Genomic DNA, 23,993 nt, shown 5'->3' on the forward strand with positions numbered 1-23,993 from the left:
GAATGGGGAATGTGCTCTGTTCGTTATCTGTCATTCATCTGTTGGCGTTTTCCCCTATGGTGACGTTCAGTGGAGTGATACAATGCCTTTACGACATGAAATGAATACGTTTACATAAGGAGATGGATCATGATGAAACTGTCTGTATTCACCGTGGCTACCCCTGATCTGAATGCAGAGGAATTGGCATCGGCTGCGGCAGCAGCGGGGATTGATGGAATAGAGTGGCGTTTCCGCGGAATTCCTGAAGATGCGATATCCGAGGAGCCTTCTTACTGGAGAAATAATCGATGCTCGGTAGATCCAAGCCGCTGGCAGGAACAGGTTCCTGTTTTTCGTGAAGCAGCGTTAGGGCAAGGTAGAAACTCCATCGCACTTGTACCGTATCTGAACTGTGGAGATCTGTCTGCCACCGAGCAGGCGTTTCAGGCTGCAGCTGGGTTAGGAGCATCTATGATGCGTGTGGGTGTTCCTGGATATGATCGCAAGACCAGTTATCCTGAGTTGTATCGTCAAGCCGTTGATTACCTGAGTGAAGTACAAGATCTGGCCAAACAGTACAACGTCAAGGCGATTGTAGAGACGCATCACCAGACGATTGCACCGACGGCATCGCTTGCCTATCGTCTTGTTGAGTCGCTCGACCCGCAGCATGTGGGTGTGTTGTACGATCCAGGCAACATGGTGCATGAAGGATATGAGAATCATCGGATGGGGCTTGAGCTGCTAGGTCCGTATCTCGCTCATGTGCATGTGAAGAATGCCGGGTGGTTTGAACCTGAAGCGAAAGATTCGCAAAAGGCTAATGCGATTGGGAAGAATAGCGGATTGGCTCTAAATACAGCCTGGAAATGTCAATGGACCCCCCTGACTGAAGGCATAGTCGATTGGGTACAGATGGTGCGGGATCTTCGTGCCGTTGGGTATGACGGATATTACGGCATTGAGGACTTTAGTGGAGCCTTGGAATCCAAGGCGATGTTACAGCATTTTGCAGACGTTTTTGCCGAAATTGAGCGTCGTGTGGACGAGGAGGAGCAGTCATGAGTATTGTACGAGTAGCGGTGATTGGTATTGGAAATATGGGAGCAGCTCATGCCAGAACATTGGTTGCCGGAGAAGTACCGGGTGCAGAATTGGTCGCCGTATGTGATGTAAGAAGAGAGATGGAGAGCTGGGTTTCGAGTCATCTTCCGGCTACGGTCACCTATTGGCAGGATGCAGAGCAGATGATGGCTTCGGGTACGATTGATGCGGTCATTATTGCAACGCCGCACTACGATCATCCCGAACAGGCGATTCAGGCTTTCCAGCATGGTTTGCATGTCATGATCGAGAAGCCAGCAGGCGTGTATACGAAACAGGTACGCAAGATGAATGAAGCGGCCGTAGCCAGCGGTAAAGTCTTTTCCATGATGTACAACCAGCGGACCAATCCACTCTACATTAAACTAAGAGATTTGATCGCTTCGGGGGAGCTTGGTGAGGTACGGCGTACCAACTGGATTATTACGAACTGGTACCGATCCCAAAGTTACTATGATTCCGGCGGCTGGCGGGCAACTTGGGCAGGTGAAGGTGGCGGTGTACTGATTAACCAAGACCCCCATCAATTGGATCTGTGGCAGTGGACCATTGGCATGATGCCGGTGCGAATGCGTGCTTTCTGTTCGTTTGGCAAGTATCGGAATATTGAAGTGGAAGATGATGTAACGGCTTATGTGGAGTATGAAAATGGCGCAACAGGTGTGTTCGTAACGACTACTGGCGAAGCACCAGGTACGAACCGATTTGAGGTTAACGGAGACCGGGGGAAAATCGTCATCGAAGATGGAAAGCTTACGTTCTGGCGACTTCGCGAATCAGAGCCGGAATTCAATCAGCGGTTTACCGGAGGTTTTGGACAGCCGGAATGCTGGAAATGCGAGATTCCAATTACAGGTGTGGAAACGGGGCACACGGGTCTGATTCGTAACTGGGTGGATGCGATTCGCACAGGCGCCCCACTTATTGCTCCCGGTGAGGATGGTATTCACGGATTAACATTATCGAATGCGATGCTGCTGTCCACTTGGACGGATAACTGGGTGAATCTGCCGATCGATGAGGATCTGTTCTATGAGCATCTGCAGGAGCGCATTGCTGGTTCAACGACGAAGAAAGACAAGGCATTCAGTGGCAGTCAACCTGCTGATTTGAGTCAGACGTTTAAATGAAGACGATTTGTTATATAAGACGAATTCATGTAATCATAATTTTATAATAAGGATGGGATGACATGGCTAAAGACGGAATGTTTTATGCACCAAAAAGTGTTACAAAAGAGGTCGTATGTGGTCCGGGTGAATTCACCATTGCTGCTGTTGCGCTGGATCACGGGCATATTTACGGCATGGTTGGAGGATTGTTGGAGGCTGGGGCTACCCTCAAGTGGGTATATGATCCGGACCCGAAGAAGGTAGAGGCATTTCAAAAGCAGTTCCCACAGGCTCAAGCCGCTGGATCTGAGGCAGAAGTGCTTGCAGATGATGAGGTGTTATTGGTGGCGAGTGCAGCGATCACTTCAGATCGTGCGCCGCTTGGCATGAGAGTTCTGGCCGCAGGCAAGGACTATTTTACAGACAAAGCCCCGTTTACCACGCTGGAGCAATTAAAGCTTGCACGAGAAGAAGTGAAGCGAACAGGCAAAAAGTACATGGTGTATTACAGTGAAAGACTGCATGTGGAAAGTGCGATTTATGCCGGACAACTCATTGAACAGGGAGCAATCGGCAAAGTAGTGCAAGTTATGGGTACAGGCCCGCATCGCTTAAATGCCGGAGGAAGACCCGACTGGTTCTTCAAGCATGAGCAGTATGGCGGCATTCTCTGTGATATCGGGAGTCACCAGATCGAACAATTTCTGACGTTTGCATCATGTACGGACGCTGAGGTAGGGTTCAGTCGTGTGCATAACTTCAATCACCCGCAGTTCCCAGAATTGGAAGACTTCGGCGAAGCCTCTCTGATCGGGGATAACGGAGCTTCCGGTTACTTCCGAGTGGACTGGTTCACACCGGATGGTCTGGGCACATGGGGCGATGGGCGTACCGTTATTCTGGGAACGGACGGTTATATCGAGCTGCGGAAGTATATCGATGTAGCGAGAGAGCCGGAAGGTGATCAAGTCTATCTGGTAAACCATGAGGGCGAGTTTAGATACAGTGTAAAAGGCAAGGTCGGTTATCCTTTCTTCGGCCAACTCATTCGCGATTGTCTGGATCGTACCGAGACCGCCATGACACAGGAACATGCATTCAAAGCGGCAGAACTCTGCCTGATTGCACAGCATAAAGCGATGAGCGAGCGCGTGGTGTGGAGTAGCGGAGCGAAGTAAATGTTTTAGATGAAGGCAGCAAAGTCTGATCACTGAAGATTATCGGCAATTCTTCTATAGTTGAGTGAGGAAAGAGCAGCCCAAATGTTAAACTGCATCCTACGTGTTAGTTATGGCTAACATATAGTACAGTTTACTCGGGCTGCTTTTTTGAGTACATTCGTGACTTCGCAGATGGATTAATCTGGGTTATATTATATGTAGTTCGGATATTCGTTAAAAAGAGAGGTATTTACGAAGTTCGTAGATATGATGTTAAACGAAATCATCAAAGACGGAGAGGGATTAAAAATGTTTAAGGACAGAGTATATATTTCACCAAGATACTATCTTGAAGATTACTTGGCATTGAATTTATCTTTAACAAGTGATGAGCAAACTTGGCAGCGAGCGATAAACATATTTTCAGATCGAATTGAAGGAAGGTTTCTACTTCTGATACAAGAATATTCTGATAACATAACGGCAAATTATAGATATATTGATTATAGTTTTAGCACAATGGCATTATGTAGTTTGCTTATTGAAACGCTTCATCAGTTTTATAATGGGCTTGATGTTACTGTTTTCAGAGGACATAAAGAAGCATTTGTACAATTTTTGACTAGAAGTAATTATTTCGGGAGTTATTTCACACGAAGAACAGCCAGTTTTTTTTATTCAGATATTAGAAATGGAATATTGCATCAAGCGCAGACAAAAAGAAATACTCAGCTTACTTTTGAACAAGAAAACATGATTATTGAAATCGAAAACGGAATTAGTTTAGATGTAATTAAATTTAAAGATGAATTACTTAACGAATACCAAGAATACTTAAAGAAACTAAATAACGATAGTAATCATGAACTGAGAGAAAACTTTATCAAAAAAATGGATTATATTACAACGAGAATTTAGTAATGCGGATACTCAAAGCAATGAATTCGTTTAACAATATATTCAAGCAGCGGCTCCGTTGGAGCCTTGGTCTGCGGGAAGGATTCCGAAGAGGAATATCAGCAGACAACCCCTTTGGGGTTCATGAATACAGGAACGTTATGAGAAAGTGATGTAGACATTGTATAGAGGGAGATTATTCTAGATGATTCGAAATACAGTAAGAGCATTGATTATTCAGAAAGACAATCTTTTATTAATAAAGAAAAGGAGAGCAAATATAGGTATTTATTATGTACTACCTGGAGGAGCTCAAGAAGAGAACGAAACATTGGAACAGGCGTTAAGTCGCGAGTGTATGGAAGAACTGGGTATTGAAATATCGAGTAGTAGGTTAGTTTGTGTAAGAGAATACATATCGCGCAATCATGAATACTCTTTCATAATGAAGGAAGTTCATTCTATTGATTTTATTTATGAGTGCAACAATCAATTCCTAAATAATGAATTAAGAAGCCTACAAGCTGATGTTGGACAGGTTGGGATTGAATGGTTATCCATTAATGAAATTAAGAGGACAGTGTATAGGCTAGAAGAATCTTTAGAACATTATAAATTTCCTAGAACAACCAATGAATTCTTTAAAGAATATTTTTCGGATCAAGTAATAAAACCATATTCTAGCGTAATATTTGAAAGTAATCCATAGAAGACATCACCATCTCATAACACCATATTCACGCATCGGGCATTCGCCCTCGGTCGCCAGGAGAGATTTCGGGGAAGCTGAATCAGGCGTCAACCCTGCACTGGCTAAGTCCGTCGGACCCGCGCTTACGCGCTTAAGCCAGTGAGGGTTCGTGAATACACAACGTTATGTGCAATCAGCTTAAATAAGAGAAAGAAAGAGTGAGATAGATTCAGAGTAGATATTTATTTGTATCGCGTGAAGGAAAAGTCGTGAAGATCGCTCGTCCTAAAGATCATAAATATAAATCTGTTCCTCAGTTAGCAGGTGAGGACGTACTTGAAGTAATCTTGTATTACAGAAACAAAGATAGGAAGCCACATGAGCTGCTGATGGTGGGATTTGATAGATTCCGTTTGGATTCTCAGGGGAATTATGTACAGACAGAAGAGGATAGAAAAAGAGCTTTTCATAATTTTCATTCTTTTGGAATGGCCGATTTGCTTGAAGGAATAGAAGATGAAAAGGAAGACAAGCCACTACCTATACCTGTTGCTCCAATAATTCCAACAACTGCTGAGAAAAGATCATTATACGATTATATAAATGAGAAACTACCGAATTTTTCGGATGATGCTCCCTATGTAATAGAAAATAAAATTAAAGCTGCTAAAGAGAAATATGAAGAGTTCAAAAGCATGGCAAGGAAATCAAGAAATCCTTCTAAGTAGTTCGAAGAAGAAGCTGACAACACATAACATAATATTCACGCTGCGGGCATACGCCCTAGGTCCAGCATTCGCCGGACACTCGACATGCGTAGAGTCGTGAATACAGGAACGTTATGCGAAACCCTTGTGAAAGCAAACCCTAATTAAAGCTTAATAATGGATGTGAAGAAGTGGATAGTAAACTTGTAACGTGCACAAGTATAGGCGTTTATGGACACGCCCTTACTAAAGGGAACGTTTATCAAGCAGTGGCTGAAGAAGCCGATCGATATAGAATCATTGGGAACCATAATAAGAGAATATGGATAGATAAATATTATGTTGCTGAGGGAGAAGTTGAAATTCCTCTTTTAACTGGCTGGAAGTTTGATGATTCATTAGAAGACTTTGATTTAATTGAAGTAACGATAACCTTTAATAACGGAACGAAAAGATGGTGTCTAATCACAACACCGGAAAGATTGGTCGAACATTTTAAACAATCTCAGTTAGATCCACCCGGTTTTAATATTCAACACTTAATTATTGTAAGAACAATGAATGATAGAGATATTGAACAAACTTTAAAACACTTAGATGAACAAGGCGAGATCGAGAAAGCCACCCTATTTTTAGAATAGAAGATTCGGGGAAGACAAGGGCATCGCATAACATAATATTCACGCTGCGGGCATACGCCCTTGGTCCGGCATAAGCCGGACACCCGACATGCGTCGGGTCGTAAATACAGGAACGTTAGGCGAAACCCTTGCAAATACTTGTAAAAAAGGAGTGCCAATGATGAAAGGTCAAGATGCTTCAGGAATCATTATAATAGATGGTCAAGAAAGAGTTTTATTAGTTCATCATACGTATGGAAAGAAGCAATGGTCTTTACCCGGCGGGATGGTCGAAGATGGTGAATCAGCATGGGATGCAGCAGAGAGAGAACTTAAGGAAGAGATAAATATAACAGCAAAAGACATTGAGGTCTCAGGAATGTATTTTCAACCCCACAAGAATAGATACATTTATACATTCCGATCACATGCTTACGAAGGTGAGTTGGAAGTAGATAATCAAGAGATTGATTCTTATGGTTTTTTTGGAATGGATGAATTGCCAAGGCCAATTTCAAGTTTTACAGTCGAGAGACTTAAAGACGCTGTTAGTAATACAAAGACTGTATTTAGAGAAGAACAAGTAGCGAAGTATGAAATATTAGAATAGAACCCATGTAGTAATACAGGATGGCAAGGGCATCGCCTAACACAATATTCACGCTTCGGGACATTCGTCCCTCGGTCCGGCAGAAGAAATTCGATGTAGCTCTAAGTAGCCGGACACATCCATTCCCCTAAGATAAGAGCTATCTAAGGGGAATGGATGTCGTGAACACAACACGTTAGGCGAAACTTCGTAGTAGATAATAATAAAGAGGAGTACATTAATGGATTATGCTATTATCCGCATGAACGAGGTTTTTCCAAGTGATAATGATGTTGCTAAGTGGGTAGTTGGATTGGCAGTCATACATAATGATTTTCTCTTTCTAAAGAAGAAGTTATTCAAATCTTCAGACGTGCTTTCGGACTTGATTTCAGAAGCACCATCTATCCTTAAAATTCTCACTGCTTCCCTAAGAGAGGCTATTTTCTATCTAGAGGAGTCTGAAAAATTAGCAGAAATAAGGACATATATTAATTCTTTACCCGAGCAGTTAATCCAGATGTATATGGCTCTTAAACTTCTATTTGGAAACGGTGCAAAGGCAGATTTATTGCAAAAATTAACAAACGCAAGAAACATAACTTATCATTACTCCAAACCTCAAAGGAACGAACTATCAGAAGCATTAAAAGCGTTGAGCAATGAAATTATATTTTACGAAGAGAACGACCAAAGGTTCTTGTTTGCAGAGCACGTAAGGAGTACAATTTTATTAAATTCATTGTTTTCGTCTAATGAAATCAGATTAGGACAAGAGTTGCCCATATCAGAATTAATAATAAGTATTAAAGAATCTATAGAGACCTTCATTGATTTTTCTAACAAGGTGAGTAGACACTACTTGGAAGATTTTTGTGAGTGATTCATTGCAGCATCGCCTAACATAATATTCAAGCAACGGCTCCGTTGGAGCCTTGGTCTGCGGGAAGGAATTCGAGGAGGGATTTCAGCAGACAACCCCTTCGGGGTTCGTGAATACAGGAACGTTTTACGTAATTACTGCAAATTTATAAAATGATAAAAACACATTGGAGAGCATATGAATAATTTTCTTGAAAGCAGCATTGCAGGGATTCCTTGTATACAGATCAATTCTAGTAATGAATCCAAAGGTATAATTCTTCTGTATCATGGCTGGGTTTCAAGCATTAATGATTACGTGTTCCTTGGATCATTGATTTCTAGTTGGGGTTACATGGTGATCATTCCTGAGATCCCGTATCATGGAGCCAGAGGGAAACTTAATTATTTCGATCCATTAGAGTTACAACAATATTATTGGAGTGTCGTTGTTCAGGCTGTGGACGAAGCACGGCAAATTATTTCTGAATTAAATGATAATATAGTTGCGGTTATTGGACATTCCGCAGGCGGGTTTATCGCTGGAGGTATTTTCGCGAATAACGTAGGTATTAAATCTGCAATTGTAATAAACGGTTCTTGTGCTTGGGTGAGATTTGAAGAACATATATGTGAACTAGAAGGAAGAGAACCTTGGAGATTAATAGATAGGGACAGAATCAGGAAGTTTGATCCAGTGTCCTCACTAGAATACATGCGGGGTAGATCAATGCTGATTTTACATGGAGCAGAAGATACCACAATATCAATAATGAGCCAGAGATACTTCATGCATATAATTAGGGAAGAGAATCTATTAAATTCAGTAAAATTCGTTGAGTACTCTAGGGTTAATCATCATATTACTCTAAGTATGTTAGAAGAGGCTAAGCGTTGGTTATTAGAACAAAGTGACATCTGAAAGTGATTCAGTGAAGGCAGTAACTACGTATAACACAATATTCACGCATCGGGCATTCGCCCGCGGTCCGGCACGAAGTGAGAAGAGGATTCGAGGAGGCAATTCAGTTTCAGGGAAGCGGAATCAGCGGACACATCCGCACCGTCTAATCGCATCGCGGCCTGTTCCTGGCGGAGCCTTAAGTCGGTGGGACGTCGTGAATACGAGAACGTTATACGCAACCCCTTAAGAATGTTAAACCATGCAACCATTTAATAACAAATAATAAATATAGGTGAAAGAATACATTTACAGCGTAGCAGTTGAAACCAGGATGAACGGAATATTAGAAGGTGTACCATATAACAATAAATTTCTACATCGTTAGTTATGCTCCTTGGTCATCAAGAGGAATACCAGAGAAGCGGATTCATAATAAAGTGCAAACTAAAAATATCTCTATTATGCGAAAGAGAGGATCAAATGAAACATCATTTTGGTTTTTCATGGAAGGGTCTGATCATCTTTTTATTGCCAATGATACCAAATATATTTTATTTTCTAATTCCTGCGTCAGATATATCAGGAAACAATGCAAATAGCCATTTTATTTTAGATGTTTTGGAGCACGGAAGTCAGACGATATTTTTCTTTCTTCTGATATTTGTTGTAAGAAAACAAGCATCTGAAATGCGATGTCCGTATATAATTGGTATGGCAATAATGTTGATTTTTTATTATGGGCTATGGATATTGTATTTTACAGGCAATGCAAACTCGATTATTTTTTTGGGGATGGCCGTTCTCCCGGTAGTATATTTTATATTAGCTGAGATTTGGCTTCGAAATTATCTGGCTATTATACCAACAGTACTTTTTGGTATTGTGCATGTCATTAATACATATTTGTCTATTGCGAATTAAAGGGAGGACAACAATCCTCTTAAATTTTGATTGTGCGTTCAGCATGTATTCTATATCAAGGATTAAGTCCCGAATGGTGAGGTTAGAAGTAAGCCATAGCTTAAGGCAGGGGTGTCCAATGTGAGCAGGAATCTGAATGAAGCCATCGGCAAATCTCCGGTCCGAGGAACACGAGCCTCTTATATGGCTAGCGTTCATTGGATGAACAAATAAAAGTGATATAGATCAGTTAAGGAGATCGTTTGGTTGGTTCGAGTTCCAAAATGTCTAAACTTTTCTTCAAAACAAACAAGTTTTTGTATGATGTCGACCCAATTCCTCCAGGTTACCTTGTAACAATCAGAAATGGCTTCATTAAAGCACTGAAGCGAAAGGAATATATAAACATGAACAATTCCCTCCTGAAACTTCGAAAGAAATTTATCTTAATAATAGTGATTATAGATATAATTTGGTTATTTTCATTTATCATCAATTATGATATTACTATATTCAAAAAAAGTAACTTTGTAATGCCTATCATACTACACATCATTTTATTTTTTTGGTTAGGCTATAAAAGTAAAGGAAGAAAGCTAATTCTTTTTGTTGTTTTGATTATTTTTTCTTCTCTTCTTTTGATTAAGTATTCATTTGCTCCAGTATTTGATCCATACAGCTACGAACATCTGCATATCCCTGGCCCTGGGCATTATAGTGAAGTTATAGTTGAACATCGAGCTAATCTGCTGGATCAAGGCATTACACAGTATCGTGTCTACCAAACGAAGTTTTGGGGTTTATTCTTAACTGAGTTAACGACTAAGGAAGTTGTGATAGAAGAGCCACATGACTTATATCTTTCCCAAGAAGATATTTTTGATTACTCTGCTCCAAAATGGACGAGAGGGACAGTTAGCTTTGATACCTATAAAGGAAAACTTACTTTCAAGCTTAAATGACTGAACATAAAATCCAAAATATTTATGAATTGGATTACTTCAAGAAGGTGCTATGGAAAGGCATTAGGATAGGGACATAAGGACGATTTTAAATGAGAACTCAAAGAAGCTCCCAACATCACCTACCATAATATTCATGCTGCGGACATTCGTCCTTTGTCCGGCATTTGCCGGACACTCAGCATACGCCGAGTCCTGAATACAGGAACATTAGCAGAAACCAAGGGATGCCTTAATTAAATTACAAAGACTAGAAAAATTATTATTTAAGGACGGGGATTTCAATGAGTAGCTTGTTACTAACCTCTTGTGGTTTTTATACTGAAGATATTAAAAATCAATTTCTGGATTTTATTGATGGAGATATTTCTCAATTAAAAGTCTCAATTATTACAACAGCATCCCCTAGAAAAGAAACTAATAGATATGCACAAAGAGCAATGCAAGAGTTTAAGGACATGGGATTTCAACATATCAATTTTGTAGATATTGAATTTGATGACCCGCAAATTCTCTTACATAGAAATGTTATATATATCAATGGTGGAAATCCATTTACATTATTGTATTACGCGAAGAAAAGTGGTGCTGATGAAGTTATTAAAACACTGGCTGCACAGAATGTAATTATAGTTGGTGTAAGTGCTGGAACTTTATTACTGGGCCCGAATATTAACATTGTAGATTTCTTTACTCCACAGATGAACACAATGAATTTAACGGATTTTAAAGCATTAGGTGTAACCGACAAGCTTATTTTTCCTCACTATGATCGAGAGGACATATTTAAAGATAGTACTAATAAAACAATTGAAGAGAGAATAATAGAATTTGAATCCAATGAGAACTGTAAGGTGACAAGGCTTAAAGATGAAGAATATATTTCAATCTTAATAAACCAAGCACATTGAATCGAAGAATTCCCTGAAATCTTGCTAACACTGTATTCACGCTGCTGTGCTACGCCCCTTGGGCTCCCAGTGGGATTTCGAGGAAGTAGCGTCCAGCAGACACAACTCCTGTGAGGCTAACTCTTCGACTTAGTCGCTCCTTTAAGCCTCACGGGTCGTGAATACAACAACGTTAGATAAAATAACGAAGAAGTTTATATTGGGAGTTGATTCATTGAAGTATTCAACTGTAGTTCTTGACTTGGACGGAACATTATTAAATTCAAAGAAAGAAGTATCTAAAAGAAACGTAGATGCGGTCTTATCTTGTTATCAGAAAGGAATGAGAATAATATTTGCAACAGCTCGACCGCCTAGGGCGGTAAATTGGTTGCTTCCACAAGGATTAGTAGATATCTAATACAAAAACGTTAGCCGAATGAAGTTCTTATTTTAGGAGGAGTCTATATGATATTAGAAAAAGTTATAAATAGAATTGCAATACAAAGTGAATATAAGGATTTGGTTGATAAGTATGTGGATCATATCCTTAACGAATTCAAAGATAAGATTCATAGCATTTATATGTGTGGATCGATTCCCAAAGGAACGGCTAAACCTTTTAAGTCAGATGCAGACTTTACTATTGTATGTGCAAATCCCGAAGATATTGATTACGAAAGATTGTCAATGATTAAAGACAGGCTTTTGGAAGAATATCCATTCGTCACTAAGATGGATACGATCATTTGCTCGATTGATGATGTATTAAGTAGACCAAATGATTGGGGTTTTTGGATTAAGATCATTTGTGTTTGCATACATGGGGAGGACATTGGTGAAAAAGTACCCCCGATCATAATTTCTCCAGAATTCATTTTAGACTTAAATACAGATACCAAGGAGGAAGTAGATCGTGTACATCGTTCACTTTCTAATGTTAGTGATCACGCAATGAAAACTAGATATATTAAAGGTTACTCTAAGAGATTAATTCGTGCATTATACTCTTTGGTTTTAGAAGATACAGGGGTATGGGAAGATGAAATCATGAAGATGAAGGATGCCATAGTAAAATATTGCTCGATTGACGGCGCTTTAGTTGAGTATCTGTATGCTTGTTACTTGGATAGCGATGTTTCTGTTGAAGAGTTTCTGGAAATTGCAGATGAAGTATATCACTATTTTGAGAATGCCTTAAATATAATGGCTGCTTCAAAAACTTCCTCTGGCTAACAACATTTTTACGATATTGGTCACTCTGAGAGGCGATTTCGTCGTATAACATAACATTCAAGCAGCGGCTCCTCACGGAGCCATGGTCTGCTAGACATATTTTTTGGAAACGCTTCATCGAACCCATTCAACTAATGTTGAACGTTATAATTACAGGAACATTAGGTAAATAATGGTTAGTGAGAGGAGGATTAAATGCATATAAGAGGAGTAATTCTTGAGGGGTACTCAAATGCCGGGAAGACTTCAGTATTAAAAGCGATTAAACGATATCAATCACAAGAAGAATCCTCAGAACGGAGTGTAGTTATTCTTGGAGAACATTATTCTCAAAATTGCCTAACCAGATGTTCAAGCATCGTCGCTAGTGCTCTTCGGTCTGGTAGAAGTTATAAGCAGAAGGATGTATTCAGCCAGTCGTCGTGAACACAAAATGTTAGATGAAATCAGTTAAAATCAAAATCAATATGAGGTGCGTAATGGATCGTAAGATTATTCAAACCGCAAAAGAGATTGCGATAAGAATTATTCGCGAAGCAGGTCTAATCTCTAAAGAAAAGTTTGATAGCTTTGTTGAACTGAGATCTAAAGATGAATTTGGGGATGTAGTTACTGAAGTAGATCATATCTGTGAAGAAATCATCATCAAACAAATACAAGACGTATTTCCAAATCATCAGATACACAGCGAAGAGGCAGGGCTTATCGGAACTAAGCACGATTGGTTATGGTTAATTGATCCTTTAGATGGAACTAATAATTTTGCAATTGGTTTACCTGTTTTTTCGATATCCATTACCTTAATGTACAAAAGAGAGCCTGTTCTTGGAGTGGTCTATGAACCTCTAACAGAACGTTTATTTGTATCTGTTATTGGTGAAGGGGCAAGCTGTAATAATCGACAAATACAAATGAAGAGTAACCCGAATATTTTCAAAGGAAATATAGGTTGGATTCAAGGTCACAGAGTACAAAACGACCCACAAGCAGTAAAACTAAGACAATACATTGATATTAGATTTAAACGAATGTTAAGATTATGGGCTCCAACGCTTCAATGGTGTATGTTGGCCAAAGGAGATATTGATGGGATTGTTCTGTACAATTCTGAAGGTGATGACTTGTATTCAGGTATCTTAATGGTCAAGGAAGCGGGGGGACTTGTTATAGATTTTGAAGGAAATAAATTTAATGGAATGAAAGAAGAACCTTATTTAATTGCATGTCACCCGAACCATAAAGGGGAATTGTTGAAAATTGTAAGAGAAGGATTGAGTTAATGTTACAAGCAACTGACTTCATCTAATATTATATCCATGTATCGGGGCTTACGCTCCTTGATCATTCCGATGTATAATTAAAGGAATATTTCTGATGACATCCGAGCCGACCTAAGATAAGAGCTATCTAAGGTCGGCTCGGGTCGTGAATGCAGGAATGTTAGATGAATATCTTGTAGTCAATACATTACATTATATTAATAAAGGAGATCTGAAAATGAGAAAACTCGTTTTATTTCTGCACGCTTCACTTGATGGGTTTGTAGAAGGGCCGAACGGTGAAATGGACATTGGCTGGGTTTCCTACGATTCTGATTTGGAGAAACACGCACAAGACGTTTTGAGTACTGCCGACACTGTCCTGTGGGGACGTGGAACTTATCAGATGATGTATAATTACTGGCCATCTGTGTCTTCAGACCCATCAGCTTCACCGTATGAACGCAATCATGCCGAGTGGATCGAAAAGACAGCCAAAATCATATTTTCCACAACGCTGGAGAAAGTGGAATGGAACAATTCCAGACTGGTGAAAGAAGATGTCGAGGAAGAGATTAGGAACCTCAAACAGCAGCCAGGCAAGGATATGGTAATCCTAGGCAGTCCAAGGTTTGCACACCATGTGATGGGTCTTGATCTAATTGATGAGTACAAAATCACAGTTTCTCCTGTCCTGATCGGTAGCGGTTTGCCATTGTTTCAAGGACTACAAGAGAAGACCAATCTTAAACTTATTGAAAATAAAACTTTCAAGTCGGGAGCTATTGGTCTCTGCTATCAGGTGGTTAGATGACTCCTCGTAAAGTAGTTGCATCACCCAACGGGACTTACTAACGGGCAGACACCTCCTACTAGGATAAGTCTTAGACCCGGTGGTTGATACTACCTTTAAGTAGTCTCTCGAGTGCATGAATACAAAACGTTATCTGGAATCAAGGCAAAAAAAATATCTGAAAGATGGTGAAGTGATGAGTAGTATGTATACTGAATCCGTACAAAACGATATTATGAAAGATATCGAAACAAAATATGGGTGGATTGTACATGCAGTTGAACCAAACTATCTGGGTTATGGTAATTTAAAGTGGATTATGACAACTGAGATTGGGCCCATCTTTGTTAAATAATATTGCAAGATAAGGTATCGACGCGGATTAGATGGGGTTAAAGAAGCACTAAAGTATCAACATCTTATGCATCTTGATGGGATTCCTTGTCAGCCAATATATAGTTTCAACAGTGAGTATATTCATACCATCCGGGGAGGACTATATGATTTCTGGTGTTAGTACTGGAAATTTAATAGAAGGAGGGCAATTAAACAGCCTTCAGATGTATAGTCTTGGTGAAGCTACTGGTCGTATGCATATGTGGATGAAAACACATATGCCAAAATTACCATCCTTACAATGGGAGTTGCCTTCAAAGGCAAAGATGTTTGAAAAGATACAAACCAATCTAAATGAAATGAAAAAAGTGACTAATAAAAGATACATAGAAGCGGTACAGAAAGAAAGAATTATTCTTGAAAAATTAGATTTGGATATATTTAATGAGTGTGCTAAAGGATGGGCGCATTGGGATATGCATGTCGACAATTTATTATTTTACGAAGATAGGCTAGAAGATATTTTAGATTTTGATAGACTACACTACGTATATTCAGATTTCGACATTTCCCGCGCGATACTCTCAAGTGCACTTTTAGATGACGGGAAATTAAATGTTGAGTCAACTAGGGCATATATTGATGGTTATAGAATTCATACTAATCTTACGATTGAACAGTTGGTACTATCGATTAAATTAACTTGGTACAAAGAGTTTAAGTGGGTACATGAAAAGTTTAGTCAAGATAAAGCTATGAGTCGGTTTATCGAAGAAATGATTTGGATAGGGAATGAATGGGAAAATCTCGAAGAGATATTCACAACTATCTTTAAATAATGATTGTGGGTTAATTGGAGGAAGGTATTATCTTAAGCCTCTCGGGTTCAAAGGAACATTATCGGAAATATTCGTAAATACTTTATTTTTTGCGGGGGATCTCAAGGATGCGTATAAAGTCAATAATTATTGAAGATTACAACAATGAATGGCCTGAAATGTTTTTTGATCTGAAATCTATCTTAGAACATAGACTCGGGGATCTAGTACTTAGAATCGAGCACGTTGGTAGTACTGCAGTACCTGGACTAGCGGCAAAACCTATTTTAGATATTGATGTAGTAATTGATTCTATGGCATTGCTCCCAGATGTAATTCAAGGATTAGAAAGTTTAGGTTACGATCATGAAGGAAATTTTGGTATTGAGAACAGAGAAGCTTTTGCAAGGAAAGATGCAAATGTTCCCTATAGTATAGTGAAAATACAGAAACCTGAACATCATCTATATGTTTGTAATAAAGAGAGTAAAGAGTTATTAAGACATATTTCCTTCAGAGATACATTAATTAGCAATCCTGAATTTGTAGTCGAATATGCCAATTTAAAGAAAGAACTTGCTATTAAATATAGAGAAAATCGCCAGTCTTATACGGATGGGAAGACCGAATTTGTAAATAAAGTTCTTAATAAATGTGAAATAATTTGTAGGTAGTTCAATTGGCTAAGACATCCGCTAACAAATTTTCACACTCGCGAGGCTAATGCGCCTTGGTCTTCCAGAGATATTTCGAGGAAGTCGTATCAGACAGACAACTCCTACGAGGCTGAGTCTTTGACCCAGTCGCGATACAGTAACTTTATGCGCCATTAAAGGAGATTCGTTTATGAAAGGTAAGATACTCTTATTATTTTTTATTACGATAGTGTTTTCATCTTGCCAAAATAGTAGTCAATCGACTACCTTGAACAGCGAAACTAAATCAATAATGAATTCTGAACTGCCTCCTGAAGCAGTGAGTACAGGTGATGGAACAGAATTAAAAGAAATAACGGAAGGTCTATCAGATACTGCTAACAATAAAAAAATATTACCCATGAGCATTGGGAACCTTGATTTAAAAGGAGAATTTTATGATGAAATGCTTCGAAATCCTATAGATCATGATTATGAAGTGGAATTTAATGAGGCTCAAAATTCAAAAGAGATTATTACAACAATGGGATGGGGGGCGTTGGAAAGCAAATATACAGAGATTTGGGATAAAGAGTTGAATCAAATATATAAAGAGCTTCTTTCTAAGTTGGATGAAGAACCAGGAGAAGCACTAATTGAATCGCAGAAAGAATGGTTACAGTATCACTTAAGGGAAACAAAATTTGTTGAGAAGACATTTATTAATAATGGTTACCTAGGATCACAAGGATCGGTAAGCCTAGGCACGGTTATACGGGAGAGAATTAGGGAAAGAACAATGCAATTATTTGAATATCGATATTTGTTAGATGGTGAAGTTGAGTTTCTATACCAAAGTAAAAAATAGAGTTGGAATCTGGATCGAAGGTGTTAGGTGATGCTTCGAAGTCAGTAACGGCATATAACAATGTATTCAAGCTGCGGGGATGCCAGGCCTTGGTCGCCTGCGAAGTTTCGATGAAGTGAATCCAGACGACACATTGAGTTTACTTAAGATAAGAGCTATCTAAGGAGAATCAAAGTCAGGAATGGACATACGTTAGATGAAACCACGAAGTGCATTGAAAAAAACAAAAGGAGTTAGATGCAAATATGGAATTAAAACTTGTCCCAGTAAATCCTGAAGATAAAAGTATACTAATTAATTTATATGAATTGTACGAGTATGACTTCAGTAAATATACAGGTCGAGATATAGATAGAAACGGAAAATTTGAAGTAAACATAGATTATTATTGGGAAGGCGACGAAAGATGGAATCCATTTTTTATAGAAAGAGCAGGTATAATCGTTGGTTTTATAGTAGTCCTTTTTGAGAATATGGATACTGATCCAGATCCGACGCATGTGATATACGATTTTATGGTTTTACAGAAATACAGAAGATCGGGCATAGGTCGTAAAGCAGCAATAGAAGCATTTAAGATGTACAAAGCGAATTGGAAGATTTCGCAAATGGAGAGCAATCTTCCGGCAAGGACCTTTTGGAGAAGTGTAATAGAAGGTTTTAAAGGAACTAATTACACTGAACACTATGTACAAGATCAAAAAAAATATATACAAGAATTTACTACAAGAAATTAAAGGCATATATTGCGGGCTAATTCAGTACAGCATCACTAAACTCATATTCACACTATGAACCGACTGATGTTAACTCTAGGTCCGCCCGAGGATTCCAAGAAAATGGACTCGCAGGGGTCGTAAAAACGGGTATATTATACAACAGAATCAAAAACAATAGAAAAAGAGGGTCATATAACCCTCTATATATTAGAATTCTGCAATTCACTAAATAGTTGTAGGGCATCTTTGAAACCTTGTATGTAGATACTTCTTTCTAGGATGGATTGGAGTGAGATTTGTGCGTCTTCGTAAAGAAAAACTGTATGTTGAAGTTGATCGGGCAAAGCATCACGAAGTGTTTTAAAATATTCATCTCTTCCAGCAGAAAGCTGAGTGTACTCCCTATGACACTCCAGAAGCTTAGTATAGAGCAAATCTAAACGTATCCTTATCAGTGGTTCTGTTGATGATTGCTAATATGAAAGATAAGGTAGAATTATGGAGGGGAAAAGATGAACATAATCAAGTGTAGTATACGAGAACTCATGGCGGAACATCGAATAGATGATATAACAGAATTGATGGCAAAATCGGGCTTAAGTCGGAATTCGATCAATAATCTCTATAGGGAAACAAATATAGAAACAACAAAGCTGGAAACCTTACTCAAGCTATGCGATACATTTAATTGTAAATTATCTGATTTGATTGAATACGTACCAGGAGAAAAATAAATCGTGAAGGTCAATTCTAGAAGCGATTCCATCCTATAACATAATATTCAAGCATTGCTCCTTCGGAGCCTGGGGCTGCGATGGATTTTGAGAAGATTTTCAGCTGACAACCCCCTTTGGGTTTCATTATTACAGAAACGTTGTCCAATACTCCCAAAAAAAACAACAAGCATAGGAGCAATATTATGACAATCATTTTCAAAGAAATAAAAGACATTGATACACAAGCAATTCAAGAACTGTTTCACTCGGTGGAATGGAAATCAGGAGATTTCCCAGAAGATCTTAGACAAGCAATAAACAACTCGCATACGGTTATTACAGCATGGGATGATACTAAATTAGTTGGCTTAATAAATGCATTGTCTGACGGCGTGATGACAGTATATTTTCATTACATGTTAGTACACAAAGAATATCAATCATTAGGAATTGGAAAGAGAATGATGGAACAAATGCTTAGTCGATATTCTAATATCAAAACAAAAGTGCTTATATCCTATGATAGTGCAGAAAAATTCTATGGATTATTTGGATTTAAGCCAGAAGAAGGCACAAAAGCCATGTTTATTTCAGATATGGTATAGCATTTTGGGAGTTTATCAAAGAAGTTGGGATCATCAGATAACAACACTTTTCAGTTCTAGGCATTTAGCATAGCCATTAGAGGAAGAGTGGTTATATAAACCAACATAGGAGGAATTAGAATGAAATTTATCGTTTCTGCTAGTGTAATCGTTCTCAATGAACATAATGAGATTTTACTCATGAAAGGTCGAAGAGGCTGGGAAATGCCTCAAGGTTGTGTTGAAGAAGGAGAGACTATTAGGCAGGCAGCAGTACGAGAAGTGAAAGAGGAAACAGGAATTGACATAGAATTAATTAAATTTTGTGGTTTGTATCAGAACATAACGCGCGGCGTATGCAACAATATATTTACTGGAAAACCGATTGGTGGAGCTTTAACTACCAGTGATGAAAGTGAAGAGGTGGGCTACTTTACTTTAGAAGAAGCTGGGCAAATGATAACATGGGGGAATTTCTATGACAGAATTCACAATGCATTAGATGAGAAAAGTCATCCTTTTTTGATTGAATTTTCAGAATAAGGGCAATCATTAGATCACAATATATTCACTTATCGGGTTTACTCCCTCTGTCCGAAGACGAGATCTCGATAAATTAGAGAAAATATACTCCACATGACACTCCACAAGCTCTACATTATGGTAGATTCTATCTTAAAAGGTGCTCCTCTCATGGTTGGTGATGTTCTAAACAAACACCATTCTAGCATAGATAGGAGCTCTTTTTATATGATTGTACCTTCGTAACTCAGGTTTAATTGCGCTAGTTTTCTTATTAGGATATAGATATAAGAGTAGTTTAATATAAGGAGCAGCCTGAAAATAAAGGTTGCTTCTTTTTTCACTTTTACACTTCGCAAATGGAACATTGTGGGTTATATTGGATATCATTTGGTTCTATAGTAGGGAAATGGAGGTATTCAGCCTTGGATGAAAATATACGCTTTCCGATCGGACACTTTGAGCCAAGTCTTAACACCACTAATGAGGACCGAGTTCACATTATAGGTCAAATTCCCGGAATTACGAAGACCTTAAAAGAGATTACACAACATCTCAATGCTGATCAACTCTGTACTCCTTATCGTGAAGGCGGTTGGACAATCACACAGATTGTGCACCACCTTGCGGACAATGACATGAACGCTTATATCAGATTTAAGAGAGCCTTGACTGAAGATGAACCGATGGCAAGCTCATATCGAGAGGATTTATGGGCATCATTAGATGATTACAGGAGTGCGCCCATTGAAGATTCAATTTTGCTGATGGAAATACTACACAAGCGATTTCTCTCGCTGTTGTATGGTTTACATCGGGATCAGTTTAGACGAAAACTCCGAACAGAAGTGTTAGGTACAATTACACTGGATATCGCGATTCAAAGATTTGTATGGCATGGTCAGCATCATATTGCTCAAATTAAATCTTGTATAACATCGCAAGGGTGGTAGGGTCTTATACACATCTCAAGTGTGGAGGTAACATATGGGTAATGGAAGGATTCTGGGCATTGCATATAATGTGATTCCAGTGAAAGAGTTAGAAGTGTCAGCTGCCTGGTTCGTAAAACATTTTGGATTTAACATTCGCCACCAACGCGAAGGATATTTGAGTTTATTTCGGGGTGATCGCCCAATTTTGGACTTGATCCAAAGCGATAATGAAACACGAGCGACATTTGAAATTCATCAGAGAAAGAGATGGGTCATTACATTTTTCACTGATGATATTGCTGCTTTACATAACTATTTAACATCAGAGAATGTGAAAGTAGGGGATATTAGTGATGAGGGACACTATGGGAAGTTTTTTGTGTTAGAAGATTTGGACGGCAACTTATTTGATGTGTGGGAACACCATGATTGTGAATTGAATTTTTAATGAGGAACTTTGGTCAGCTGCTATCATTTACCGAGGGTTTAGGGGGATACGAATGTTGATTGAAGACGAGAAAGTATATCCTGACTGTTCAGTTGAAATAAGAATAGTAGACGTTGGCGGCTTAACAAAGCCACAGCTTATTCAGAAATTGGACCAATACTCTATTTTATTGAATAAATATGGAAAACAGTTGTTAAATGATGAGAGATTTATAGTCTCCAATACAAAGCAAAGCTTGCAAACGGTTGAGTTGACCGTCAGACAACTTGGATTTTCGGATGGTGCTACAACTCTCCAGTTATTTCGAAGAGCAAATGAACTTGGGTTGGATTGTTGTCCGGTTGAGTTAGGACCTTATCTAAGACTGCAATATTTGGATCAGCCCGAGATAGTTTCTACCCATATTTCAGAGGAGAGGAAAGCTCCGTCCGGCTCCATTACTATAGCATCTGAAGCCCTTACAGAGGATATTGATTTTCCAAAAGGTTTTTATCTCAGACGAATAAACGACGAGTTTTGGTTACGAGGATATCTTGCGGACCATCTACATGTATGGAGTCCTCATGATCGCTTTATCTTCTGCAGGGCTCAGCTTCTATTATATGAGGATCAGGAAGATGTTTTGAAAGGAAAGGAGTGAAGATCAATGGATATCAAAAACAAAAGCGGAGATGTGCTTGGGAAAATTCAAATTGAATCCTTACGCAAAGATAGTGCGATTGACCGGATCGTCATTGACTTAAAGCCTGGTGAGGGGAAGGCGATTTATACCGCAGATGCTACAGAGAACCAATTCACGCAACAGACCAATTATGCAGCCATTCCATGGGAAGACGGGTTGGAACAATTGCAGAAATTTTATTCTCCATGGCAGCCGAAATTTCCGATCGATTCTGATATCGATGCCATTCATGTGTTTTATGGATTTGATAATCTAACTCCGCAAGAAATCGATGAAATGATTGAAGAAAGTAACAGGTTAGGCAGAAATGTAGTGATACGAGACCTGAAGCCCAATAAGAAGGTTGTGGGCATCAGCATCACGTATAAAGAATACGGTGGTTATAAACTTAACATTTTCGGGACAACAAAAAGCCGGATCGCATTGCCTGATCATGATGGTACTAAGGTTAAACAGGTAGCCTTACGTGGCGTCGAAGCATTTTATATTTTCAATAACGAAACTTTCCAATTGATATGGATCGAAGAGGATGTGCATGGGAAGGCACTGCAATACGAGATCATTGGCAGAAATATGTCAGAAGATCTTGTGATGAAGATTGCGAATTCAATGAACGGATAAATTTTATATTATTTTGAGTGAGGTGCTACGATGAGTTACAAAGCTATTCTCATAGACCAATTAAATGCCTGTTATCATGATCAGAGCTGGTTTACTCCACTTCATGATATGTTGACAGACCTCAATGCTGCGGAAGCCGCTTATGTAAAGAATGAGGGAGAGCATTCCATTTGGGCGATCGTCAATCATCTTATTTTCTGGAATGAGAGGTGGCTTGAGAGATATGTTGCCGAACAGGTCGACGGGCTGCATTCAGTGAATAATGAGGATACATTTGACATAGATCCGTCTAACCTGAACGATGTGGAGTGGCGCAAGACACTACATAGACTGAAAACCGTTTTTAGTGATTGGAACAGGGCACTCGAAGATAGCGATGAACATAAATTGACCCGTGAAATTCCTTCCTATTTTAACGCGCCCTGGTGGGGAGTTGTATCGAATTTATGCATTCATAATGCCTATCATATTGGCCAGATCATGCTGCTCAAAAAATCAATGAAACACACGTAGTACACGCTGTATTGCGTTTACAAAATTATACTTAAGCAAAGGAAGATGACTTTCATGGAAAAAGGCAAAATTATATTTTTGAACGGTGTAACGAGCTCTGGTAAAACTTCAATTGTAGAGGCGATGCAATCATACGATGATCCGTTTTTCTATGTGGTCGCTAATGATCTTTTTGAAAATACGATCGGTGATAAACATCTTCAGACGGATTACTGGAAGTATCTGAGTGAAGCGATTGTAATGATGTATCATACGGCAAAAGTATTCTCAGACCATGGCAAGCATGTTCTGATCGATGGCATACTGGTTGAAAGAAAAGAGCTCGCGCCGCATTATGAACAAGTCAAACAGATTTTTGAAGGGTATCCACTGGATATCGTTGAGTTAGATTGCCCTCTCGACATCTGTCGTCAGCGTAACATTGAGCGTGGTGATCGCAGAGAAGAGCAATCGGATGAACAGCATCAAATCATGGCTTCCGATATTCAGTATAGTTTCTCGGTGGATACGAGTGTGCATACACCTGAGGAATGTGCCGAGATGATTATCAATACGCTGTTTAAAAGTGAATAAAGGTTCACTGTATGAATTGAAGAGAATGGTTGTCCTCGAATTGTATTGAGGAGAACAATAGAGACCAGTGATGAGAACAATGAGTTGTTTTTTTAATCACACGGATGCAGACATCATTGTAACTGTTGAAAGAGAGTGGTATTCAAGGATCGTACTACAAACGTTATATCGATACCATCTGGATGAAGCGTCCTTTCAATTTTTTAATAAAACAGCTGTGTATTATATTTCCGATCAGGTGATTATACCAAGCTACATAGAGAAAGTAGTTCACTTGGTAGAAAGGCTTTTGCTAGAGGAGTTAAACTGCGATTTACAACGAATTTATATCCTTTAAGGGAGGCTGTAGGGTTCGA

The 23,993-nt window shown here is 39.0% G+C and carries 32 protein-coding genes and 1 pseudogene; 32 read left to right on the forward strand and 1 reads right to left on the reverse strand.

Annotation, left to right across the window (positions count from 1 at the left end):
- The first annotated feature begins 132 nt into the window (after positions 1-132).
- The 22 genes and pseudogenes from ACETMN_RS12370 (at position 133) to ACETMN_RS12475 (ending at position 18,061) form a co-directional block, all read left to right on the forward strand.
- Entirely contained in the window at positions 133-1,047 is a 915-nt protein-coding gene (locus ACETMN_RS12370; RefSeq protein WP_091017750.1) for a sugar phosphate isomerase/epimerase family protein, read from the forward strand.
- Positions 1,044-2,216 (forward strand): Gfo/Idh/MocA family protein, encoded by a 1,173-nt coding sequence (locus tag ACETMN_RS12375; RefSeq protein WP_411736165.1) that lies wholly within the window; start codon positions 1,044-1,046, stop codon positions 2,214-2,216. The genes ACETMN_RS12370 and ACETMN_RS12375 overlap by 4 nt, the downstream gene beginning before the upstream one ends.
- Positions 2,217-2,278: 62 nt before the next feature.
- Complete coding sequence (locus ACETMN_RS12380) at positions 2,279-3,376, forward strand: Gfo/Idh/MocA family protein (RefSeq protein WP_091017167.1); 1,098 nt, start codon at positions 2,279-2,281, stop codon at positions 3,374-3,376.
- A gap of 252 nt (positions 3,377-3,628) precedes the next feature.
- Complete coding sequence (locus ACETMN_RS12385) at positions 3,629-4,276, forward strand: hypothetical protein (RefSeq protein ID WP_143786530.1); 648 nt, start codon at positions 3,629-3,631, stop codon at positions 4,274-4,276.
- A gap of 184 nt (positions 4,277-4,460) precedes the next feature.
- The gene (locus ACETMN_RS12390; RefSeq protein WP_091017163.1) at positions 4,461-4,964 is read left to right on the forward strand and encodes an NUDIX domain-containing protein; all 504 of its coding nucleotides are present in this window, start codon (positions 4,461-4,463) and stop codon (positions 4,962-4,964) included.
- 251 nt (positions 4,965-5,215) lie between these two features.
- The gene (locus tag ACETMN_RS12395; RefSeq protein ID WP_256975166.1) at positions 5,216-5,674 is read left to right on the forward strand and encodes a hypothetical protein; all 459 of its coding nucleotides are present in this window, start codon (positions 5,216-5,218) and stop codon (positions 5,672-5,674) included.
- Positions 5,675-5,844: 170 nt separating this feature from the next.
- A complete protein-coding gene (locus ACETMN_RS12400; RefSeq protein ID WP_091017158.1) occupies positions 5,845-6,294 on the forward strand; it encodes a hypothetical protein in 450 nt (149 codons plus the stop codon).
- Positions 6,295-6,454: 160 nt separating this feature from the next.
- The gene (locus ACETMN_RS12405) at positions 6,455-6,883 is read left to right on the forward strand and encodes an NUDIX domain-containing protein (protein WP_411736166.1); all 429 of its coding nucleotides are present in this window, start codon (positions 6,455-6,457) and stop codon (positions 6,881-6,883) included.
- A gap of 220 nt (positions 6,884-7,103) precedes the next feature.
- On the forward strand, positions 7,104-7,745 hold the full coding sequence (locus tag ACETMN_RS12410) for a hypothetical protein (protein ID WP_091017155.1): 642 nt from the start codon (positions 7,104-7,106) through the stop codon (positions 7,743-7,745).
- A 177-nt stretch (positions 7,746-7,922) separates the two neighbouring features.
- Positions 7,923-8,645, forward strand: a complete 723-nt coding sequence (locus tag ACETMN_RS12415) for an alpha/beta hydrolase family protein (protein ID WP_091017153.1) — start codon at positions 7,923-7,925, stop codon at positions 8,643-8,645.
- A 462-nt stretch (positions 8,646-9,107) separates the two neighbouring features.
- Complete coding sequence (locus ACETMN_RS12420) at positions 9,108-9,548, forward strand: hypothetical protein (RefSeq protein WP_091017151.1); 441 nt, start codon at positions 9,108-9,110, stop codon at positions 9,546-9,548.
- Between the two features lie 386 nt (positions 9,549-9,934).
- Positions 9,935-10,489: a hypothetical protein gene (locus tag ACETMN_RS12425; protein ID WP_411736167.1), complete on the forward strand. Its 555-nt coding sequence runs from the start codon at positions 9,935-9,937 to the stop codon at positions 10,487-10,489.
- 284 nt (positions 10,490-10,773) lie between these two features.
- Positions 10,774-11,400 (forward strand): Type 1 glutamine amidotransferase-like domain-containing protein, encoded by a 627-nt coding sequence (locus ACETMN_RS12430; RefSeq protein WP_149846538.1) that lies wholly within the window; start codon positions 10,774-10,776, stop codon positions 11,398-11,400.
- Between the two features lie 214 nt (positions 11,401-11,614).
- A pseudogene (locus ACETMN_RS12435) lies at positions 11,615-11,797 on the forward strand (HAD hydrolase family protein); the annotation flags it as partial.
- Between the two features lie 50 nt (positions 11,798-11,847).
- Positions 11,848-12,615, forward strand: a complete 768-nt coding sequence (locus ACETMN_RS12440; RefSeq protein ID WP_411736168.1) for a nucleotidyltransferase domain-containing protein — start codon at positions 11,848-11,850, stop codon at positions 12,613-12,615.
- 479 nt (positions 12,616-13,094) lie between these two features.
- On the forward strand, positions 13,095-13,895 hold the full coding sequence (locus ACETMN_RS12445) for an inositol monophosphatase family protein (RefSeq protein ID WP_411736169.1): 801 nt from the start codon (positions 13,095-13,097) through the stop codon (positions 13,893-13,895).
- A 217-nt stretch (positions 13,896-14,112) separates the two neighbouring features.
- Positions 14,113-14,688: a dihydrofolate reductase family protein gene (locus ACETMN_RS12450; protein WP_411736170.1), complete on the forward strand. Its 576-nt coding sequence runs from the start codon at positions 14,113-14,115 to the stop codon at positions 14,686-14,688.
- 175 nt (positions 14,689-14,863) lie between these two features.
- The gene (locus ACETMN_RS12455; RefSeq protein WP_411736171.1) at positions 14,864-15,022 is read left to right on the forward strand and encodes a hypothetical protein; all 159 of its coding nucleotides are present in this window, start codon (positions 14,864-14,866) and stop codon (positions 15,020-15,022) included.
- 145 nt (positions 15,023-15,167) lie between these two features.
- Entirely contained in the window at positions 15,168-15,842 is a 675-nt protein-coding gene (locus ACETMN_RS12460) for a phosphotransferase (protein ID WP_411736172.1), read from the forward strand.
- A 107-nt stretch (positions 15,843-15,949) separates the two neighbouring features.
- Positions 15,950-16,495 carry a GrpB family protein gene (locus tag ACETMN_RS12465; protein WP_411736173.1) on the forward strand — a complete coding sequence of 182 codons (546 nt, stop codon included), beginning with the start codon at positions 15,950-15,952 and terminating at the stop codon, positions 16,493-16,495.
- 172 nt (positions 16,496-16,667) lie between these two features.
- A complete protein-coding gene (locus tag ACETMN_RS12470) occupies positions 16,668-17,324 on the forward strand; it encodes a lysozyme inhibitor LprI family protein (RefSeq protein WP_411736174.1) in 657 nt (218 codons plus the stop codon).
- A gap of 245 nt (positions 17,325-17,569) precedes the next feature.
- Positions 17,570-18,061 (forward strand): GNAT family N-acetyltransferase, encoded by a 492-nt coding sequence (locus ACETMN_RS12475; protein WP_192132227.1) that lies wholly within the window; start codon positions 17,570-17,572, stop codon positions 18,059-18,061.
- A gap of 182 nt (positions 18,062-18,243) precedes the next feature.
- Here ACETMN_RS12475 and ACETMN_RS12480 read toward each other — a convergent pair whose 3' ends face one another.
- Complete coding sequence (locus ACETMN_RS12480; RefSeq protein ID WP_411736413.1) at positions 18,244-18,498, reverse strand: hypothetical protein; 255 nt, start codon at positions 18,496-18,498, stop codon at positions 18,244-18,246.
- 57 nt (positions 18,499-18,555) lie between these two features.
- On the opposite strand from ACETMN_RS12480, the gene ACETMN_RS12485 reads away from it, so the two are divergent.
- The 10 genes from ACETMN_RS12485 (at position 18,556) to ACETMN_RS12530 (ending at position 23,974) form a co-directional block, all read left to right on the forward strand.
- Positions 18,556-18,777, forward strand: coding sequence for a helix-turn-helix domain-containing protein (locus tag ACETMN_RS12485; RefSeq protein WP_411736175.1), 222 nt, complete (start codon positions 18,556-18,558; stop codon positions 18,775-18,777).
- Between the two features lie 185 nt (positions 18,778-18,962).
- Positions 18,963-19,364, forward strand: a complete 402-nt coding sequence (locus tag ACETMN_RS12490; protein ID WP_411736176.1) for a GNAT family N-acetyltransferase — start codon at positions 18,963-18,965, stop codon at positions 19,362-19,364.
- A gap of 120 nt (positions 19,365-19,484) precedes the next feature.
- Positions 19,485-19,886 (forward strand): NUDIX hydrolase, encoded by a 402-nt coding sequence (locus tag ACETMN_RS12495; protein WP_105598261.1) that lies wholly within the window; start codon positions 19,485-19,487, stop codon positions 19,884-19,886.
- Positions 19,887-20,290: 404 nt separating this feature from the next.
- A complete protein-coding gene (locus ACETMN_RS12500) occupies positions 20,291-20,818 on the forward strand; it encodes a YfiT family bacillithiol transferase (RefSeq protein ID WP_411736177.1) in 528 nt (175 codons plus the stop codon).
- A gap of 34 nt (positions 20,819-20,852) precedes the next feature.
- A complete protein-coding gene (locus ACETMN_RS12505; RefSeq protein ID WP_411736178.1) occupies positions 20,853-21,248 on the forward strand; it encodes a VOC family protein in 396 nt (131 codons plus the stop codon).
- A 52-nt stretch (positions 21,249-21,300) separates the two neighbouring features.
- Positions 21,301-21,888, forward strand: a complete 588-nt coding sequence (locus ACETMN_RS12510) for a helicase (protein WP_411736179.1) — start codon at positions 21,301-21,303, stop codon at positions 21,886-21,888.
- Positions 21,889-21,894: 6 nt separating this feature from the next.
- The gene (locus ACETMN_RS12515) at positions 21,895-22,551 is read left to right on the forward strand and encodes a DUF4367 domain-containing protein (protein WP_411736180.1); all 657 of its coding nucleotides are present in this window, start codon (positions 21,895-21,897) and stop codon (positions 22,549-22,551) included.
- Between the two features lie 30 nt (positions 22,552-22,581).
- Complete coding sequence (locus tag ACETMN_RS12520) at positions 22,582-23,064, forward strand: DinB family protein (RefSeq protein WP_192132215.1); 483 nt, start codon at positions 22,582-22,584, stop codon at positions 23,062-23,064.
- A gap of 54 nt (positions 23,065-23,118) precedes the next feature.
- Positions 23,119-23,637 carry a phosphotransferase-like protein gene (locus ACETMN_RS12525; RefSeq protein ID WP_411736181.1) on the forward strand — a complete coding sequence of 173 codons (519 nt, stop codon included), beginning with the start codon at positions 23,119-23,121 and terminating at the stop codon, positions 23,635-23,637.
- 79 nt (positions 23,638-23,716) lie between these two features.
- Positions 23,717-23,974 (forward strand): DUF6886 family protein, encoded by a 258-nt coding sequence (locus ACETMN_RS12530; protein ID WP_411736414.1) that lies wholly within the window; start codon positions 23,717-23,719, stop codon positions 23,972-23,974.
- Positions 23,975-23,993 lie beyond the last annotated feature (19 nt).

It is taken from the genome of Paenibacillus sp. M2 (assembly GCF_046713495.1).
GTDB classification, from domain to species: domain Bacteria; phylum Bacillota; class Bacilli; order Paenibacillales; family Paenibacillaceae; genus Paenibacillus; species Paenibacillus amylolyticus_B.